Origin of the sequence: Paenibacillus sp. P2(2022) (genome assembly GCF_029522175.1) — a bacterium.
Lineage (GTDB): Bacteria > Bacillota > Bacilli > Paenibacillales > Paenibacillaceae > Paenibacillus > Paenibacillus polymyxa.
Map to the genome: position 1 here is coordinate 309,682 of NZ_JAKWFI010000004.1, position 18,315 is coordinate 327,996.

Annotated in this window: 16 protein-coding genes; 5 read left to right on the forward strand and 11 right to left on the reverse strand. The window is 43.4% G+C overall.

The annotated features are described in order from the left end of the window. Positions 1-6: 6 nt before the first annotated feature. The 4 genes from MMB75_RS15835 to MMB75_RS15850 form a co-directional block, all read right to left on the reverse strand. Positions 7-1,833 (reverse strand): sensor histidine kinase, encoded by a 1,827-nt coding sequence (locus tag MMB75_RS15835; protein ID WP_045244145.1) that lies wholly within the window; start codon positions 1,831-1,833, stop codon positions 7-9. A 13-nt stretch (positions 1,834-1,846) separates the two neighbouring features. Then, positions 1,847-3,145, reverse strand: coding sequence for an alpha-glucosidase/alpha-galactosidase (gene melA / locus MMB75_RS15840; RefSeq protein WP_045244146.1), 1,299 nt, complete (start codon positions 3,143-3,145; stop codon positions 1,847-1,849). 135 nt (positions 3,146-3,280) lie between these two features. Then, complete coding sequence (locus tag MMB75_RS15845) at positions 3,281-7,306, reverse strand: DUF5695 domain-containing protein (RefSeq protein ID WP_045244147.1); 4,026 nt, start codon at positions 7,304-7,306, stop codon at positions 3,281-3,283. 374 nt (positions 7,307-7,680) lie between these two features. Then, positions 7,681-8,373, reverse strand: a complete 693-nt coding sequence (locus MMB75_RS15850) for a TetR/AcrR family transcriptional regulator (RefSeq protein WP_045244148.1) — start codon at positions 8,371-8,373, stop codon at positions 7,681-7,683. A gap of 136 nt (positions 8,374-8,509) precedes the next feature. On the opposite strand from MMB75_RS15850, the gene MMB75_RS15855 reads away from it, so the two are divergent. Beyond that, complete coding sequence (locus tag MMB75_RS15855) at positions 8,510-9,862, forward strand: MATE family efflux transporter (protein ID WP_016821439.1); 1,353 nt, start codon at positions 8,510-8,512, stop codon at positions 9,860-9,862. A 101-nt stretch (positions 9,863-9,963) separates the two neighbouring features. Here MMB75_RS15855 and MMB75_RS15860 read toward each other — a convergent pair whose 3' ends face one another. Continuing rightward, positions 9,964-10,851, reverse strand: a complete 888-nt coding sequence (locus MMB75_RS15860; protein WP_045244149.1) for an AraC family transcriptional regulator — start codon at positions 10,849-10,851, stop codon at positions 9,964-9,966. A gap of 109 nt (positions 10,852-10,960) precedes the next feature. Here MMB75_RS15860 and MMB75_RS15865 point away from each other — a divergent pair, with 109 nt between their 5' ends. Beyond that, positions 10,961-11,899: an EamA family transporter gene (locus MMB75_RS15865; protein ID WP_031462985.1), complete on the forward strand. Its 939-nt coding sequence runs from the start codon at positions 10,961-10,963 to the stop codon at positions 11,897-11,899. 139 nt (positions 11,900-12,038) lie between these two features. On the opposite strand, the gene MMB75_RS15870 is transcribed toward MMB75_RS15865, so the two are convergent. The 3 genes from MMB75_RS15870 to MMB75_RS15880 all read right to left on the reverse strand — a co-directional run bounded on the left by MMB75_RS15870 (position 12,039) and on the right by MMB75_RS15880 (position 13,906). Next, positions 12,039-12,512 carry a DinB family protein gene (locus MMB75_RS15870; protein WP_016821442.1) on the reverse strand — a complete coding sequence of 158 codons (474 nt, stop codon included), beginning with the start codon at positions 12,510-12,512 and terminating at the stop codon, positions 12,039-12,041. 105 nt (positions 12,513-12,617) lie between these two features. Continuing rightward, positions 12,618-12,950: a chaperone CsaA gene (gene csaA / locus MMB75_RS15875; protein ID WP_031462984.1), complete on the reverse strand. Its 333-nt coding sequence runs from the start codon at positions 12,948-12,950 to the stop codon at positions 12,618-12,620. A gap of 53 nt (positions 12,951-13,003) precedes the next feature. After that, positions 13,004-13,906, reverse strand: a complete 903-nt coding sequence (locus tag MMB75_RS15880; RefSeq protein WP_031462983.1) for a DMT family transporter — start codon at positions 13,904-13,906, stop codon at positions 13,004-13,006. A 158-nt stretch (positions 13,907-14,064) separates the two neighbouring features. On the opposite strand from MMB75_RS15880, the gene MMB75_RS15885 reads away from it, so the two are divergent. After that, positions 14,065-14,958: an AraC family transcriptional regulator gene (locus MMB75_RS15885; protein WP_031462982.1), complete on the forward strand. Its 894-nt coding sequence runs from the start codon at positions 14,065-14,067 to the stop codon at positions 14,956-14,958. Between the two features lie 433 nt (positions 14,959-15,391). Here the strand turns inward: MMB75_RS15885 and MMB75_RS15890 are convergent, their stop codons facing one another. The 3 genes from MMB75_RS15890 to MMB75_RS15900 are packed head-to-tail and all read right to left on the reverse strand — an operon-like array spanning position 15,392 to position 17,317. After that, the gene (locus MMB75_RS15890) at positions 15,392-16,093 is read right to left on the reverse strand and encodes a hypothetical protein (RefSeq protein ID WP_029514411.1); all 702 of its coding nucleotides are present in this window, start codon (positions 16,091-16,093) and stop codon (positions 15,392-15,394) included. Between the two features lie 5 nt (positions 16,094-16,098). After that, positions 16,099-16,491, reverse strand: a complete 393-nt coding sequence (locus MMB75_RS15895) for a hypothetical protein (RefSeq protein WP_016821447.1) — start codon at positions 16,489-16,491, stop codon at positions 16,099-16,101. After that, positions 16,460-17,317 (reverse strand): ParA family protein, encoded by an 858-nt coding sequence (locus MMB75_RS15900; protein WP_016821448.1) that lies wholly within the window; start codon positions 17,315-17,317, stop codon positions 16,460-16,462. Before MMB75_RS15900 ends, MMB75_RS15895 begins: the two co-directional genes overlap by 32 nt. A 269-nt stretch (positions 17,318-17,586) precedes the next feature. Here MMB75_RS15900 and MMB75_RS15905 point away from each other — a divergent pair, with 269 nt between their 5' ends. Then, positions 17,587-18,060 carry a zinc-binding dehydrogenase gene (locus MMB75_RS15905; RefSeq protein ID WP_230681851.1) on the forward strand — a complete coding sequence of 158 codons (474 nt, stop codon included), beginning with the start codon at positions 17,587-17,589 and terminating at the stop codon, positions 18,058-18,060. A 58-nt stretch (positions 18,061-18,118) separates the two neighbouring features. Continuing rightward, positions 18,119-18,253, forward strand: coding sequence for a zinc-binding dehydrogenase (locus tag MMB75_RS15910; RefSeq protein WP_230681856.1), 135 nt, complete (start codon positions 18,119-18,121; stop codon positions 18,251-18,253). Positions 18,254-18,315 lie beyond the last annotated feature (62 nt).

An 18,315-nucleotide genomic window follows, 5' to 3' on the forward strand; every position in this document is an offset into this window, starting at 1 on the left:
CCTTTCTTATTCGGTTCGAATGGGTGCCAGTAAGGTAACCGAGGTGTACTGACCCAACTCGGTTGTCACAGACAGACCATATTGGGGACCATAATGCCGAAGACGTTCATGTACATTGCGGAGTCCAAAGCCAATCGCACTCCCCCGCTCGGCATCTAGCGATTTCCGAATATCGTCCAGACGCTCGGCTCCAATACCGCCCCCATCATCACTGACCGTTAAACGCAAAGCATCGCCTTCCCTCGCACCGGATAACATAATATAGCCGCGGTCGGTACGCCCTTTCAAACCGTGGTAAATGGCATTTTCAACGAGTGGCTGGAGAATCAGCTTGGGTACGTAAAACCCGCAAATATCCTCCTCGACTTCGCATATCCACTCGAACGAATTCCGAAACCTAAACTGCTGTACCTTTACATAGGCGCTTACATGCTCGACTTCCTGTCCCAAACTGATTTGCTCTCGACCATAACTTAGCGAAATGCGAAAGCATTTACCGAAGGCACCAATCACCTCTGCCATATCCCGCTGCCCATTCGCCAGCGCCATTCCCTTCAGTGACTCCAGTGTGTTGTACAGAAAATGCGGATTAATCTGCGCCTGAAGCGCGCGAAACTCGGCCTGTTTGCGCGACAGCAACGCTTCGTATACTTGCCCGTACAGCTCATGATTTTTTTGCATCATATGAAGAAATCGCTCCCCGATCTGCCCTACCTCATCCTTAGGGTTAAATACAACGGAAGCAGGAGCTTCAGGAGCTTGGGCTGAGGCCGTGGTGGTCACACTCCCATCCACTGCCATTAATCGGCTCAATTGAAGCAAGGGGCGACGAATTGTATCACTTAGCCGATAAGACAGCATCCAGCCCAACACCAGTGCAATCAAAAAGGTCCAGATGGTCCAGGCCCCAATTTGTCGCGCATCCTCGAATAACACGGACTGATCGACTTTTTGTAGGAGTGTCCATTGTCCCTCGTTTAACGGTCCGTAGGAAATCATCGTCTGGCGGCCGTTCCATGTTCTCCAGTCCTTCGTAAGCACGGGTCTATCCACAGCAGATTTGGCGATTTGTCGCAATAGCGATGGGTCCGCAATGCTCTGCTCCGGCAATCGGTATACAGGCTCGCCCTCCTGATCGAGCACCCACATCTGGGTATTGCTGTCTGTTTCATGAAAAGCAAGCCCACGAAACAGACTGGCCTTGTCGATTTCCAACAGCAAAAATCCAAGCGGCTCATAATCTCCAGTCGTTTTTCGCAGCAGCTTTCCAACGTAAATACGATCCTCCGCCATCCCGCGCCCTGATTCAAACGGCGGATGAGCCATCCACATCATAGGTTGCTCGGCGAGCAGACGGCGGTAGTACACACGTGCTTCCTTTAATGTAGGAAGGCCGCCAAAACGGACCGAAACATTCCCTTGATAGAGAGAATGCTTGAGTCCGCCATTGGCGGCATAGATGAGCGAGGACGTGATATACGGCTTGGTCTGGGTTTGCGTACGAACGACCATGCTGAGTGTTTCGTCGTTCCGCAAGTATTCATAATCATCTTCTGGCTTGGTCTCCAGTGTGGACTGCACATCAGGATTGCTGAGAATGGCGTTGGTTAGATCATTCAAATCGGAGAGTGTCGCATTAACGTAATTTTCACTCATTTGCCGGGACTGCATTGCCAGTGCTTCTGACTTCTCACCAAGAGAATGGGCCGCAATCCGGTAAAAGGTAAAGGTCAGCACTACCATCGGAATGACGGTCAGTACCAGCGTCAATACGATAAATTTCCCACGGATCGTAGGAATCCCGGCAAACTTTTGACGCCCTCTGCCCCCCATTCATTGGCCTCCCTTACACATAAGCGGGAAGCCATGTCCCGTGCGCTGCAATCAGGTCGTCACACAGAGAAACGATATCATCCATGGATAACTCAGCTGAAGTGTGCGGGTCCAGCATGGCGGCGTGATAAATATGTTCTTTTTTCCCCGTAATCGCAGCTTCAATCGTTAATAGTTGGGTGTTGATATTCGTTCGGTTCAGTGCAGCACATTGGGGCGGCAAGTCACCCACAAAGGTCGGCGTAACCCCATTACGATTCACCAGGCAGGGCACCTCCACACAGGCTTCCTTCGGCAAATTGGTAATCAAGCCTGTATTCATCACATTACCGCCAATGGCAAAAGGCTGATTGGTTTCAATTGCCTCAAATATATAAGAAGCATATTCGTTCGACCGTTCATGGCGCAGATCCTGATTGCCCAAAAGTTCTTCACGCATCGTCTCCCAGCGTTCAATCTGGCTCACGCAGCGGCGCGGATATTCATCCAAAGGAATATTGAACCGTTCAATCAGCTCTGGATATGTCCGTTTGATAAAATACGGATGATACTCTGCGTTATGCTCGGACGATTCCGTAATGTAATAGCCGAATTTCAGCATCATTTCAAAGCGCACCATATCATGATGCTTTTCCTGCTGCTTGGCGGCAGCCCGCTTTTTAATCTCAGGATACAAATCCACCCCGTCCTTGCTCACTTCGAGCAGCCATGCCATATGATTGATACCTGCAATTTTCGCCTTTACCCCTGCCTGCTCCAGTCCAAGACTTTTGAACAACTCCGGTATACACGCCTGTACGCTATGACACAGCCCTACTGTCCGGACACCGCCGTGTACGTTCATTACATTCGTCAACACAGCCATCGGATTTGTATAGTTGAGGAACAGTGCATCCGGGCATACTTCGCGCACGTCTGCTGCAAAATCGAGCATCACCGGAATCGTTCTTAAATTGCGGAAAATGCCGCCAATGCCGACCGTATCGGCAATCGTTTGGCGCAGACCGTATTTTTTAGGAGTCTCAAAATCCGTAATCGTACACGGATCATAGCCCCCCACCTGAATGGCATTTACTACATAGGCTGCTCCACGCAGTGCTTCCTTCCGATCAGTGTAAGAGCGGATCACACAGGTACTCCCCGTTGTTTTTTTCAAATTGGATAAAATATTCTCCGAATCCTTCAGCCTAACGGGATCAATATCGAACAATGCCAGTTCAAAACCCTGCAAAGCAGGTGTCAACATACAATCGCCAAGTACATTTTTAGCAAATACCGTACTGCCTGCACCCAGAAATGTAATCTTGCTCATACTTTGTCCCCCATTCACCTTTTTGTTCGCAGCTTTGCACCTCAAATGCAAGGATACCCATCGCCACTCTCCCCTTTGCAGGAAGAAAGTGACGATGGGAAAGATTAGCCATAACTATGCGTTGTTGCCTCCCACTTAGGATACCCCCACTGATTTAGCTGGGCTGATAAGCCGAGGCGGCAAGACAGATGTTACCGGGGATGTCGTAGTTGGCGGAGTTGTTGAAGTCCCCGGGCTAACTGATGTTGCCGGTGAAGCCACGGCCCCTGCCTCAATTACGGTCACCTTGGCTATTGCCTTCAACTCCGTCCCTTCCACCTTGCCCTTCAATTCAAACGAACCTGGAGCAGCATATTGTGCAGGGTCCATATCCTCCCATTCCACAGCTACCCATTTGGTGGAGCCTTCTCCATACGTAGCTTCCACTACGCTTGGCAGTTCAGGTTTTTCACCCACATGAGTGGTTACACTCACCTCTTTTAACGCAGTGATGTCCTCAGTTGCCACCAGACTCTGTGCTGTACCAGAGGCCAGACCTGCCACCTCGTTTGCATTCAATGCGCGGCTGTAGATCCGGAAGTCATCCACCAGACCATTGAAATATGGATCAGGGTACTGGGACTTACCGATGAAATTATTTTTCGTCTGTCCCAGACTGGTTGGATTCAAGGTCAGATTGGTATTGCGTCCCACTTCTTTCCCATCCACGTACAAAATACCTGTGGAGCCCGAAAGCGTGACCGCAACATGCTTCCATACGCCTGTCGGCAATACAGGGGCATCAATCGTCTGTTCCTGTCCTTGCCCGTTACCCTGATTCGTAATGGCAAATAGCATCCGGTTCCCGGCTTTAGGGGTCAGGAACATATATTCATTGGTCCCGGAGCCGAAGTCAAAAATCCGCACATAATCGCTCAGGCTGTTCGCTTTGACCCAGCCGGATACGGTCAATTGCTGTGCCCGACTGACAATTCCCGCCGGAAGCTGCACATAGCTGTCCTTGCCGTTCAGACTGACAGCATTGCCTGTTTTACCCGCAGCCCATGCCACGGTCCCCTTAACGGTAGCATCATTGCCGCTATCTGATGAATCCACAGCAAGAGCACCGCTTGTTTCGTCAAACTTGTAAACGGCAAGCCGTTCAGGTAACGGTGCCGCCGGTTCAGCGATCACAGTTACTTTAGCCTCTCCTGATAACTGGGAATCGCTGGCTGTCAGCTTGAAGATATACGTTCCTGGCTCGGAAACATCCACCTTCGTACGTATTGATGTCTTGCTGCTGAATGTGACCTTCGCATTCTGTGGTCCTTCAACCAGACTCCACTCACTTGTCACTTTTCCTTGCGGAAGCCCATCATCTGTAGCCGTACCTTTCAGAATAATCTGATCTGGCAGCTTCACCTTGGAATCTTTGCCTGCATCAACGACAGGTGCTTTGTTGGGATCTGGTGTGGTTGGTGTCAGCTCTACCGTATAGGAGGATGCTGTACCAATTTCCAATTTAAGCTTATTGCTTGGTGCATACGCATTAAACTTGCCTTGCGATTGTCCCCCCACTTTAACCAGGTACGTTCCTTTCTTTAAACCATCAAATGTAACGTACGTAGAATGAGCTTGGCCCGGCGTTTGGTTTTTCAATTGAAGCCATACATTATCCTTGGATGTTGCCAGCTTGGCTTCTGTATACTGATCCTTTTCCAGCTCGATATACAGCTTTTCCGTAATCAAATTGACCCGTTTGAACAAACCGTCCAGCGGCTTGATCGTATACACGTTACCGCTTTTGCTCACCTCTGCACCGTAGCCCGTCAATCCGAATATCGGATCAACCGCGATATCCGCGCTTAAGGTTTTAAGTGCACCGAACAATCCGAGGTCAGCCTCACCGCTCATGCCGCGCCAGCCGTTAAAGAGCGGGACGTTTTTACCGCCGCCGGTGCCGTTTGTTCCGTTATTGCCTTTTTCCGCTTGATACGTCCATGCGACCGCCCCGATGTTCTCAGGGTCCGAGCTGATTTGCCCGGAGTTAATCGCTCCGACATTGGCAATTTTGGCAGCATAGGACAGCCGTTGTTGCTCCTCGCGATGATTGTCCTCATGATGACGAATCCAGTCATCCATCGCATATCCCGCAAGTGAAGTCGTGTACTGGAAGTTAAACCAGTTCTCCCCGGTAATCGTCACCGGATCGGTATAGTAGTACCATACAGGCATATGACCGCGTGACGCACGAGTTTTGGCATTAATTTTCCCCATCATTTCCAGGGCTTTACTTTGCTCGCCCTCTGTATCTATATTCTGCTTGGCTAACGTATATACAGCCTCTTCGCCTGTATTGTCGTAGCTATATTCAGAACCGTAAGGATACTTTGTATTTTTAAAATTGTTATACTTACGATCCATTTTTTCCTTGAGATCATTCGCTTCATCATCGTAGCCCTCATCATGAAGGGCCTGAATAATATCCGGTGTGGTCAGCTCGCCCATCAAACCTGTTTCCCAGTTGTACGCAACGGGTCCTTCATATAATGCTTTGAAAATGTTATAGGCCCGCAGCAAATAGGTTTCCTTCGGATGCTTGTAAGTGACGAGATCCGGGTATTCCTTGGCAATCTTATACATACTGAAATACGTGTTGTATACATGCGGGTATGCATATCCCCGGTAGGTCGGTGTATCATTCGGCTCCGGCATCAGGAAATCATGAATTAAATAGTCCTCATGATGTCCATTCATCAGATTCGTCCAAATTGCCGTCTCCAAATAATCGTCTACGGCCCGCACCTCTTTGGCGACTGGAGAAAGCGTATTTTTCTCAGCCAGGAACTGTCCGTGGGTCAGTCCCCAATCGTCCCCCCAGCCCCAATAGCCGTTGAAAATGTTGCGTTTGGATTTGGTATGCATCATCCAATCGTCAAATACCTTATCGCGCAAATCACCTGGCACGTTCCACTGGGTTTTGTCTACCATAAAGGTAGCGTGCCGTTGTAGCGCCTGATCAATCGGTTCGATGGCATAGAATTGCAAAACCGTTTTGCTGCCATTGCCGTATTCCACCGTAATGAAATTCGGGCCCAGCTTAGTAAATTTCAGTTCATAAATGTGGTGTCCTCCGGCCTTGCTATCCGTCTGCGGAATAACGGTTCCGTCTGGATAGGTCACCTTGTTGATCGTTTGCTTGGTACGCAGATCCACCTTCGCCTTTTGATTCGTAGGCACAATCATGCCTGGTACGACTGTAGTATCCACCAAGTTTTCTTGATACAACGTATCTTTTACATCATGCTCGTCCTTCACCGCCAGAAACTTGAAGCCATAGTTTTTGCTTTGACCGGGATTCAGGATTAGACTCGTGTTGGGTAAATATCCACGGTTGGTGGACTTGATGACATTGGAATGAATATAAAATACATTCAATCCCTCCAGCCATTTGCCTTCGTTGGCCGGATTCCAGGCCCATTTGCTGCCTGGATGCTCTTCATCCCGCCAGTGATCCTGATACTCAAACCCAGCACCTGTGGTGGAATCAGGGATCAATAATAGGGAAGAACCAATGCCGCTGGGACGCCCAGCTGTAATATAGGAGCTGTTATTGCCGACAAAGGAATGCGTCACGACTCTCGTTTCGTAAATCGCATCACCGTAGGTCCACTGCTCATTAAAAGGTAACGGCAATCCAAAATCGCCAATCTCTAATTTTTTGCCACTCGTATTCTGTACCTGTATGTTCCACAGCACTGAACCATTCGACTCCGCCGAATAGGTTTCAATGACCTTAAAATTACGTATGCCTTCTGCATTATTTGAGTTCTCATACGTGACCGTAACACGGTTGCCGCTGGTCGTGATCTTGCGTGCGTCTGCCGACTTATTCGTCCATGCCTTCGTCCAGCTACCTTCATCCAGTCGGTACGTGAACATCAGCTCCCCTAGCCACTGATGATCTGCCGTGTTCTGCTCAGGTGTCACCGATGCGTTCATGACATATTCCGTCGGAAAAGCATCTCCTTTGATACGAATAGATGAAATTTCCCCATGCTCTCCTGTCTGGATTGTCAGCTTGTCATTAGATAGCTCATGGGCCTCTGCCGTATGCGCCCCAAACAACACAGACGCTGTGGTTAAAAACAAAAATGCCGCCAATATTCCCTTAAATTTCATCAACACGGCCTCCTTTTCGATCTCGGGGTCCTGATTTGCTTGTCAATCACCTGAAGTCTCTTCATTTCGCCACAACCTCCTTGGAAATGTAAGCGCTACAACTCTATTGTACAAAGCCTTGTCCATTGGTAAAATCAACATTTTCAACCGATTTATATAGGATTTCAACCTAATTGTGTCGTGGGATGAGTTACGACGAAGGAAGTGAGCGCGCGCGTGCAGATTGTGCTTCCGCTCGCTGTTGCAACGAAATTTTTTCAAAAAATTTATATTGAGCTGCTATAGTGGGGAATAAAGTTATATATTCAATAACAATTTAGGGTAAACGCAAACCTAATTAAAACAGCCCATCCATTAATGGATGGGCTGTTTTTTTACATACTACTTTCCTGCTCCTTGATCACCTGCTCAATCCCCAACAAAATCAGCTTCAATCCGAACTCAAATGCTCTATCGGTTCCCATCAGCTCGAACAGCCCATTTTTGAACATCCGCCGGAATAGTCCTACTTCTGTCTCACTCATGGAATCCAGAAGGTGAATCATCTCTTCACCCAAAAGTGCTCCCTTGCCCTTATCCTTAAGGATCGCGGAGACATTACGTTCATGCTGATAATCGTCCAGGACGAAGTAGGAGACATAGTTCACAAGCGTTGTAACCACTTGCATTTTCTGCTCTTGCTCAAGCGGCGCCGACTCCACGCAGAGCAGCATACGGTTGGTGAACCGGATGATGTCCGGTTCGTGGGGCAGCGTCATCATCATGAGCTGCGTGGAGCAGGGGTACCGATACAGTACACTCCGCATCGTTACCGCCAGCTCCCTCAGTTGCTCCTTCCAGTCCCCCTCGGAATGAAACTCCTCCAGAATCGTTTTCGATACCTGGTTGGCCAGACGCTGATAGAGATTCTGCTTGCTTTTGAAGTACCAATATAGAGAGGGAGCCTGAATCCCCAGCCGATCGGCCAATCGTCTCAAGCTGAATTTCTCGATACCATCCTCCCCTAGAAGCTCCCACGAAGCTTCTAAGATCTTATCTTCCGAAATCTGAGGTTGCTGCTTTTTCATCGGTTATCCGCCCTTTAATCTAACAGTGTAAGTTTATTCTTTACAGATTTATTAATTCATGATAACATCTAACACTGTAAGGTTCAATCTAACGGTGTTAGATTAGGCCAAATAAATAAAGAAAGCAGTGACTCGCATGGATGCAGAAAACCTCCATTACTTTGAAAAAGCACCGATCGCTAAAGCCGTAGCTCACTTCGCTGTACCGATGATGCTAGGTACGTCAATGAGTGTCATCTATTCCATTTTAAATGCCTATTTCCTTGGCACTCTCCACAATACCGCCATGTTAACCGCACTCGCACTAACCTTGCCGTTATTCGCGGCCATTATGGCGATAGGAAATTTGGTTGGCATCGGCAGCGGTGCATTTATCTCCCGATTGCTGGGAGAGAAAAAGTATGCTGATGTAAAGAATGTGTCTTCATTCGCCTTTTACAGCAGTTTAGTTCTCGGTCTTATCTTGATGGCCCTTGGTCTCCCGTTGATCGATTCACTCGTTCAGGGTCTGGGGGCGACACCTGACTCCTTCGGCTTCACGAAGGACTATGTCACGATTATGCTTATAGGTTCGCCATTCGTCGTATTATTCTTCACACTGGAGAATATCGTGCGCTCGGAGGGTGCTGCAATTACGTCGATGATCGGTATGATACTCAGTGTTGTCGTGAATATTATTCTCGATGCGCTGGTCATCTTCGTTTTCCATTGGGGCGTGATCGGCGTTGCGTCAGCTACGGTTATTTCTAATGTGGTTGCGAGTATATTCTACGCCTTCCATATGGGATATAAGAGTCAATTTTTAACCATCTCCATAAAATGGTTCAAGGCTACCAAGGATATTCTGAGCAATGTATTCAAAATCGGAGTTCCCGTGTTTATTATGAGTCTCTTCATGGGTGCAATGTCACTCGTCTTTAACCATTTTCTTGTCGAGTATGGGGATCAGGCCATAGCGGCTTACGGAATTTCCTCACGTTTATTACAATTTCCTGAGTTTATTTTGATGGGCTTATGCGAGGGTGTTGTACCATTGATTGCCTTTAGTTTTACAGCGAATAAATTACGAATGAAACAAACCATTGGATTTACAATCAAAGCGATTTTGGCCTTGGCAGTCGTGTTTGGCATCATCGTCTATCTGATTTCCGACCATCTAATTGGTTTATTTACCAATGACCCGCAATTAATTGTAATGGGCAGCTACATTCTGCATGTGACCTTCTTATCCTTGTTCATTACGGGGATGACCACGTTGTTTACGGGGATTTTCCAAGCAACGGCGCAGGGAACCGCTGCGTTTATTATGTCCGTCATACAGGGAATTACCCTGATCCCCGTGCTATACATCGCCAATCGAATGAGTGGCTTCCACGGGGTGGTCTGGTCGCTCGTCATTGCGGATGCCGTCGCGTTCCTTGTTGGAGCTATTATGCTGTATGTTCTGCGGAACAGATTGCAGCCAGAGCTGGATCATTTAGTACAGTAGAAAACATATAACATGCAAGAAGGCAGGATAAGGACATTAACCGATCCTGTCTTTTTAGATTCCGCCGCTACTTAGCGTGGTAGATAAAAAAGCCCTGAATATCAATCATCCATTTTTAATTTTTTGTAGGCTAATGGTGTCATGTTCATCGCTTTTCTGAATCTTTCTATAAAATAGCTGGTACTGTTAAATCCAACCTTATAGGCAACTTCTGTAACGTTAGATTCTGCTTGTTGCAATAAGACTAAGCTTTTTTGAATCCGATAATCCATTACATAATTCAACGGAGTTACCTTTAAAATTCGTTTGAAATATCGGCAGCATTCAGAACGACTCAATTGACCAGCTTTTGCAATATCATCTAATGTGACTTTTTCAGCATAATGCAAATAGATCCAGTTTAACATTTGTTTGATCCGTTGATTCTTTACCATTTCCACCTGGTCGTATTCTAATGGAAAGCCATTCATGACTAGGTTTTTCCAAATTAATGTTAAATACATCGTAATATCGATTTCATAGTATGGAGATTTATGTTGAATACATTGATTAATCTTCAACATGGCATCTAAAATGTTTTTCCCCCAAAGCTCGTCAGAATCTATGTATACATAAGGTAAATTTGTCGCTTGAATGTAAGGAGCTACGTAAGGTGTGTAAAGCTCTTGTGATAAAACGAAATGAGGAGAAACATTTAAACAGACATAGACGCAACCCGATTGATTCTGATCTTCCGCCATATGTAGGCAGCCACTATTTATAAATAACCCATCACCTTGTCGTACGATTCGTTTATCCTCATTTATTTGGAAGATCGCCTCCCCTTTTACAACCAGAACAAATTGAATTTCATCATGCCAATGAAGTGGTATGTATCCATGTATATTTTGGCTAATCGTTGTTTCATAACATGCAACCGGTAGTACGACCGTCCGATGCTCGGTTAGTTCTTTTAGGTTTTGGCCAATTATGAAATCTTTTATTTGCAAATCATCACGACCTCAATATATTTATATTTTAACATCAAATTCAGGTATAATTTAAAATTTTTTTCACCTATTATAACACTATTATTATATTTCAAGGTGGAGAACATTCATGGATAAATCAGCTAGAAAAACAGGATTATTTCTTGTTATCACAGGAGCTATATTTTGGGGGATCAGTGGGACCGTTGCAAAAAAACTTTTTCAACAAATCGATGTCAATTGGCTTGTAACAACACGTTTGCTCATAGCTGGTGTTTTACTCTTGGCCCTTCAATTTTTAATAAAAGACCGTACACAAATATGGGGTGTGTGGAAAAATAGAAGGACTGCTTTCCAACTCGTTGTCTACGGTTTGGTTGGTATGCTGTCAGTTCAATATACGTATATGGCATCGATCCAACGAGGTAATGCTGCTGTAGCGACACTATTACAGTATTTAGCGCCTATAATGATTATCATTTATTTAATTCTGCGAAAGCACACTGTCTTCACACGAAAGGATCTGTCAGCGATTTTGCTGGCTTTAGTGGGCTGTTTCTTCTTGTTAACAAACGGCTCCATTTCTCAGCTATCCGTTCCGACGGTCGCAATTGTTTGGGGGATCTTATCAGCAATAGCCCTGGCTTTTTATACCTTATACGCAATACCTCTTCTGAAGCAATACGATTCCCTAGTTATTGTGGGTTGGGCGATGGTTATCGGCGGTTTTGGATTAAGCTTGATTCATCCACCTTGGCAGGTCGATTTTAAAGCCTTGACACTAGACACCTATTTATATCTAGCGTTCGTGATCATATTCGGCACAATGATCGCATTTTGGTTCTATATAGAAAGCTTACAAAGTCTTTCACCAAAAGAAACAAGCTTTCTAAGTAGTCTGGAACCTCTAGCTGCTGTTCTAACAACTGTGTTTTGGTTAAAAGAGCCTTTTGGTTTTTTTCAATGGGTAGGTGTAATATGTATCATCGGACTGATCTTGTTATTGGCATTCGATAAAAAGCCTTCTTCAAATACCCAATCAAAAGAAGATATCCCGCTCTCAGAGTAAGCTAAACTTATGGGGAGGCATTAGGATACAACTGCTCGTTAATGGAGAAAACGGCAGCCGTTTTTTATGGCTGCCGTTTCATTATATTTATGAAGTTACTGTTTGAGGTGTTGGTGCTCGCTAGATAATACATCGAACGTTAGTTTTTACTTTGAGGCGGTTGCTTAATCATAAAAGGTACATTTTCTACTCCAACCATTCGTACATACGTAAATAATTGACCTTTATGGTGAATCTCATGGTCTTTCGCCGTGGATAGCCAGAAGCTCCCAGTGCCGAGAAAGTTCCTAAATTCAATCTCCTTTTCTAGCTGTTGAGCATTTAATTCCTTCAATTCTCGGATTGTTTCCTCCGTCAATTGATCGACGATGTTGCGTACATCGGCTATTGTGTGATATTGATCTATTTTTGTCGGTGGAGTGAAGGTACCATTTTTGACGGTTTTCACGAACATCTCCATAGAACTGGCTATATGAACGATTAGGGAACCCATAGGCATCGCATTGTCCCAGGGTTTAAAGTCAATATGTTCATCAGGTATCACTTCAACCAATTCTTGCAACACCAATCTGTGCCTTAGCCATTCCTGAAGATATTGAGCTACTACAGACATGCTACCAGCCTCCAAAATTTAGTAGTTTTCTAAGGTAATAATTCTATACTTGCAACCAATTACCTTCTTTTATGAAAAGGATACAGATGAAAAAGGAACGATTTGTCATCCAATAGGCGTTCCATCAGGTAGTTTAATATCTGGTTTCAATAAAACCACGTCCCCTTTTTCGGGGATACCTCCAAGGACTAATACCTCTGAATTAAAGCCTGCTATCCGTCGAGGAGGAAAGTTGACTACACCTATAATTTGTTCCCCTATAATCTCTTTGGCCACATATCTTTTTGTAATTTGTGCACTCGATTTTTTTATTCCAATGTCTTGTCCAAAATCGATTTCAAGTTTCATAGCAGGTACTTTAGCTTCTGCAAAAAACTCAGCTTTAATTATAGTTCCAACCCGAACATCGAGTTTCAAAAAATCATCAATCGTTGCCATGTAAGTATTCTCCTCATTATTTTCTTAAATTTCACGATAAACCGTAAACAATTTTAATATTTTGCAACCGCAAACTTTAGCGATTTTGCCCAAAAATACATCCCCATACCGAATAAAGTCATGATTCCACCTATGAATTGAAATGCAGACATGATTTCTCCCAAGAATAAGTAGGCGAGAAGTATGGCGAGAACAGGCTCTCCAATAATACCCACTGACACCGTAGTTGCCCCCATTGACTTCAACAGCAGATTAAAAATATATTGACCAAAAATAGTTGGAATTACTGCAAGTAATAAGAAATACGTCCAATCCGACGAGTCATATTCGATCAAGGAATAATGATTCACCAAATTGTAGACTAGCAGGACACTGCCGCCAAGAAAAAAGACAATCACACTATAAAAATTTGCACTTATTTTGTGGCTTACCTTCTGTCCTGCTATCATATAAGCCGAAACCAAGATTGTTCCTAATAGGGATAACCCATCTCCGATTAATGCCCCTTTCGAAGTCCCTATGTCTCCCCAAGCTATAATGATTGAACCGATAAGAGCAGCGATCAAGCAAAAAATAGTGAATAGGTTTACTCGTTCTCTGAACATAAAGTATGAACCAATCATTACGAATAAAGGCTGCAAGGATAAGATGACCATGGAGCTCGCAACTGAGGTATATACCAAAGATTCCATCCAGAATAAGAAATGTAATCCGAGAAAAAGACCAGCCAAGAAAACGGTACCCCAATCTTTTTTGGTCATATCTGAGGTGCGGAGCATTTTCCAGGGTACAAAAGGAAGCATTAATATGACTGACATATACAATCTATACATTCCAGCCACGGAGGTTGGAGTATGTGAAGATTTTATCATGATGGAAGAGACGGAAACCGACAAAATACTGATGAACAGTAAAAAATACGGATTCAAAGATAGCGATGTTTTATTTATTTTCATAATGACCCTCTCAGATGTTTTTGACCCATTGTCTGTGCACAGAACAATTGAATAATAAACTGAATTGAGTATAATAATATCACCGCTTTTATTTATTTTGTGTAAGTATATCTTTCATTTATATAGGAATATCGTCATAAGAAAGGAATCTTTCTTCAATGGAAAAACAACTGCACGAGACCATTCTCTATCCCGATGTTTCATTTCCATACATCATGTACACCCATTCGGTTCATGAAAGTATTCCTAAAGGTAGAGGATTTAACGATTTACATTGGCATGAAGAACTACAGATCACTTTGGTTACTAAGGGAAAACTTGTTATACAAGTGAACGGGATTGATCATGAATTAGACACAGGTCAAGCTATTTTAATTAATAAGGGTGTTCTTCACGTGACTACCCAGCTTTCACATCACGGTCAATATGTCAGCTTTAATTTTCCAGAGAAGCTGTTGGCCTTTTATGCGGATAGTGCGATGGAAAAAAATTATGTACTGCCTTATACAAACTCTTCCTTACTGTCACTTGTAATTAAAGGAGATGCTGAATGGCAAATTCAAATACTACAAATGCTGTGGGATATGAAACAGAAGTTTGATATGAAAAAAAGTTGGGGGTGGGAATATGAAGTAGCCATCAAAACAGCACAATTATGGTTCATCTTAATATCTAATATTTCGCTTTCTTCTGAGGAAGCACCTAAATACATGAAGCTGCAACAGGAAAGACTTCAACTGATGCTTAGCTTTATTCATCAAAACTACTCCAACAACATAACCCTGCAAGAAATTGCTGCTGTAGCACATTTAAGTGTTTCAGAGTGCACTCGTAGTTTTAAGAGGACCATTCATATGACACCTTATGATTATTTGATTAAATACCGCATCAAGAAAAGCAGTGAATTACTAACCTCAACACAATATACCATCACTGAAATAGCCCACAGAGCGGGCTTCAATCACGTAAATCACTTCATTCAGTCTTTTAAAAAACATTATAATAAAACACCTAAAGAATTTCGCAAATTTAGAAATGAATTCATGAATTAAGAAATGAAGTAGCCGATATTAGATCTATTGCTATACCCTGCAACTGCAAAAAAGGAGACGGCGCTTTGCCATCTCCCTTGCTTTATTCTCCCTCATAATTCCTGCTTAGAAATAGGTTGCCCGCTCCGCTGACCAACTGCCGTAAAGTCATCGCCCTTTTTAGGGAATTGGGATACTACATATTAGCATTGAACCGTGAAAATAAAACAGCGACTGACTAGGACCAGACCATAAAGTCTTAGACTGCCGCTGTTGTATTGAACTAACGTTTCCCGTAAGATGAACCACCAACACCATTTCCATCATTGAAAAGATTCAACCATTATAACGGCTAATTAAGTAAAATCAACAACAATTTAATGGTGCCCCTTGCAGTCAGAGTAGATACTACATCTACCTTAGTCTTCTGTTATACGTTTGTAACGATTACTGCTCAACTTTTAATGATTGCCCAAATCTCAGGGTCTAAATTTCTCTCCAAACGAAGAGATGAAGCAAGAGTAAGTTCAAGAGCGTTAAAGCTTATCGCTTCGCAAATAAGTTCAATAAACAACTTGAATATGGTCTTCACATCTTTAACACTGTGATTCATTTTTTCAAAATAATTTTCTATATAATAGTCAAGTGTACCTAAAGCGTTAGAATTATTCGTTACATGAGCATGAACTTCTTTTGAATATGTACCATACAGCGAAAAAAGTTGTGCGAGTTGAGGAAGCTTTGCGCTCCCTTTTGCTTTGTATGCCTCTTTTAATTCATCTTTCAAATTTCTAAAAGCAGTTCGAGCTATAGTTTCTTGTTCCTTTTCAGGATATGCTATCGAGTAAAGCAACTTCAGTAATGATTCTACAGCTGATCGAATGAGGTATCCTACAAAACCGACGTGATTGACTGGTATAGCAATAAGTATCGAATTTATATACTCTTTATAATTATTTAAAAATTCTTTATGACACTGGCAGTCTTGTTCCTCAATCCAGTCTTGGAAAACTTCAATTAGAATCATATTATCATAGGCTACAGAATGCAGTGTTCCTATTGATTTTATTCTTCCTTGTTTTGAACTCCATACGTTTGAAGGGAAATGCATATTAATAAACTCTTTATAACGGCTTAATTCATTTTCCTTAGACATAGCAACTATTTACCTCGACTATATTTATTCACAATATCATTAACGTAATCGTCAGAAGAATTTGTTTTTCTGGAATTGATAACAGGCTCATTGATATCATTATCATGTTCAAACAAAAAATCCATGACTTTGGATTGTAAAATCATAAGTTCTTTTATATCCATCCTTTGCATTCTTCTAATCGTCATAGCGATTAACGACGTGCGATTAGAATAAAGGTATTCTTTATGATCTATACTGACGAATTGAAAGAATTTGGGTAAATCTTTGTTACTCGTGAATAGCTCAGTAGAAAGAATGATCTCAGACAAATACCCATACATATTTACTCTTAGAGTGTTCTCATTTTGTATTTTTTTAACTTCTTTAAACTTGTTGAATAGAGTTTTCTTGTCCATTAGCTTCTGCTATCCTCCCTTCAAATTCTTCACAAATGTTCTGTATTGTTTGCAACAAGGCAGCATCATTTCTATCGCCTACAAAAGTATCCATTCGGCTAGTTGCGATTTTGGGCATGTACTTAAATTCTTGTTTAAATCTATATACTCCTTTATTCTCCGCAAAAGTATCTATGCTATTGATTATTTTAGTGACGCCTCCATCAAGATCCACCTTAGTTAATACTACTCCCAGGCAGGAGAGGCTTCTGGATTTCATCAAAGCAGCTTGATCTTCATTTTTAAAGTTTTCTACTACACTGTTAAGTAAGTCAAGACCCAAAATAGAATACAAATCTGGTTGAGCTGGAGCTAGATAAAAATCTGAGGCTAGTAACGCAGAAACTGTATAAAATGAGTATGTAGGGGGGCAATCTATAAAGATATAATCGAAGTCTCTCTTCAATTCCCACTGATCAATCAAAGTGAGGAGTCTTTGTTCGTTTTTACTGTTTACTTCTCTTTCCATAAAAACAGTAGAAAGGTCACCAGGAATTATACTAAGATTTTCCGTCAAGTTTAAAATAACGTTCTCTCTTTGAATATTCACTAGTTTTGACTCATACATATTTTGGATCGTTGGCATGCCCCCCAGTTTAGCTCCCTCATCATTGACTGTCTCTACGGAAAACTTCTCAAAAAGAGATTGAGTACAATTGGACTGAGGGTCTACATCGACCACCAAGACTCTCTTACCGTTATTTTGTAAGTAATATGCTATTTCTCGACAAAGCGTTGTTTTACCTACTCCACCTTTCATATTTAAAAAAGAAATAACGTGCCCCATACATCTTCCTCCTTGGTATAAGATCTGCTAGTTCGCTTGTTCATAGATCAATATACCTGTATTACAAGGATAAAATCAACCTTTTGGACTATAATATTCCTAATTCTTGCTAAGAATAAATTGATATCGTCTATAATAATACTCGTACAGCAAGAAAGAGTTGCTAGAAACTAAACATAAATAACTCTAAGCCCTACTTGTTGTATACGAAGGGAAAAGGGGTTGGTGAAAAAGTACGTCATTTCAAGCTGAGGGGTCGTGTCATGGGCATGGTTCCGAGGGGTTCCTACATGGACTATGTTGCGGTGGAGGAAGATCATCTTGTCGTTATTCCGGAGAATCTTTCCTTCGCAGGCGCCGTGCCTACAGTTGCCCTGACAGCTTGGCAAGCGCTATTCGAGCATGGCCGTCTGCAACCAGGGCAGCGCATCCTTGTTCAAGCCGGGGGCGTGGGACATGTGGCGGTACAGTTGGCCAAGCAACATGGAGCATATGTTATCGCAACCGCGAGGGACTATAACCATGATTTCGTCAAAGGACTCGGTGCGGACGAGGTGTTCGACTACACGAAAGTCGACTTTGCCGCCCAAATAACCGAGCCTGTCGATATCGTGCTGGACTTCGCTATGGACCCATCCATCTTCGGCACCGGGCTACCGGGAGATATCGGAGAGAAAAACTACTCGGTCATCAAGGATGGCGGCACCTATATATCAGTAGTAGCATTAGGTCCGGGGCATTAACGCACGTTTCTTTCAGGCAAAACCCAACCGTGCCGATTTTGAAGCCATTGTTCGCCAAATACAAAAGAACAAGCTGAATATCCACATCGATAAGACCTATCCCTTTACTGCTCAAGGCCTGCTTCAGGCGTACCGCAAAAGCGAAGAGCTTCAGAAGCGGGGAAAAATCGTCATATCGAAAAACATGGGATAAACATCTTGCGGACAGACCTCAAAGCTCACCTTTACCACCTTAGTCTGCATTCAAACTCCTAC

Excerpts from the sequence above, each read along its gene's own strand:
- MMB75_RS15835 (WP_045244145.1), bottom strand. The coding sequence starts at position 1,833 with ATGGGGGGCAGAGGGCGTCAAAAGTTTGCCGGGATTCCTACGATCCGT.
- melA (WP_045244146.1), bottom strand. The coding sequence starts at position 3,145 with ATGAGCAAGATTACATTTCTGGGTGCAGGCAGTACGGTATTTGCTAAA.
- MMB75_RS15845 (WP_045244147.1), bottom strand. The coding sequence starts at position 7,306 with ATGAAATTTAAGGGAATATTGGCGGCATTTTTGTTTTTAACCACAGCG.
- MMB75_RS15850 (WP_045244148.1), bottom strand. The coding sequence starts at position 8,373 with ATGAAAAAGCAGCAACCTCAGATTTCGGAAGATAAGATCTTAGAAGCT.
- MMB75_RS15855 (WP_016821439.1), top strand. The coding sequence starts at position 8,510 with ATGGATGCAGAAAACCTCCATTACTTTGAAAAAGCACCGATCGCTAAA.
- MMB75_RS15865 (WP_031462985.1), top strand. The coding sequence starts at position 10,961 with ATGGATAAATCAGCTAGAAAAACAGGATTATTTCTTGTTATCACAGGA.
- MMB75_RS15870 (WP_016821442.1), bottom strand. The coding sequence starts at position 12,512 with ATGTCTGTAGTAGCTCAATATCTTCAGGAATGGCTAAGGCACAGATTG.
- csaA (WP_031462984.1), bottom strand. The coding sequence starts at position 12,950 with ATGGCAACGATTGATGATTTTTTGAAACTCGATGTTCGGGTTGGAACT.
- MMB75_RS15880 (WP_031462983.1), bottom strand. The coding sequence starts at position 13,906 with ATGAAAATAAATAAAACATCGCTATCTTTGAATCCGTATTTTTTACTG.
- MMB75_RS15885 (WP_031462982.1), top strand. The coding sequence starts at position 14,065 with ATGGAAAAACAACTGCACGAGACCATTCTCTATCCCGATGTTTCATTT.
- MMB75_RS15890 (WP_029514411.1), bottom strand. The coding sequence starts at position 16,093 with ATGTCTAAGGAAAATGAATTAAGCCGTTATAAAGAGTTTATTAATATG.
- MMB75_RS15895 (WP_016821447.1), bottom strand. The coding sequence starts at position 16,491 with ATGGACAAGAAAACTCTATTCAACAAGTTTAAAGAAGTTAAAAAAATA.
- MMB75_RS15900 (WP_016821448.1), bottom strand. The coding sequence starts at position 17,317 with ATGGGGCACGTTATTTCTTTTTTAAATATGAAAGGTGGAGTAGGTAAA.
- MMB75_RS15905 (WP_230681851.1), top strand. The coding sequence starts at position 17,587 with ATGGTTCCGAGGGGTTCCTACATGGACTATGTTGCGGTGGAGGAAGAT.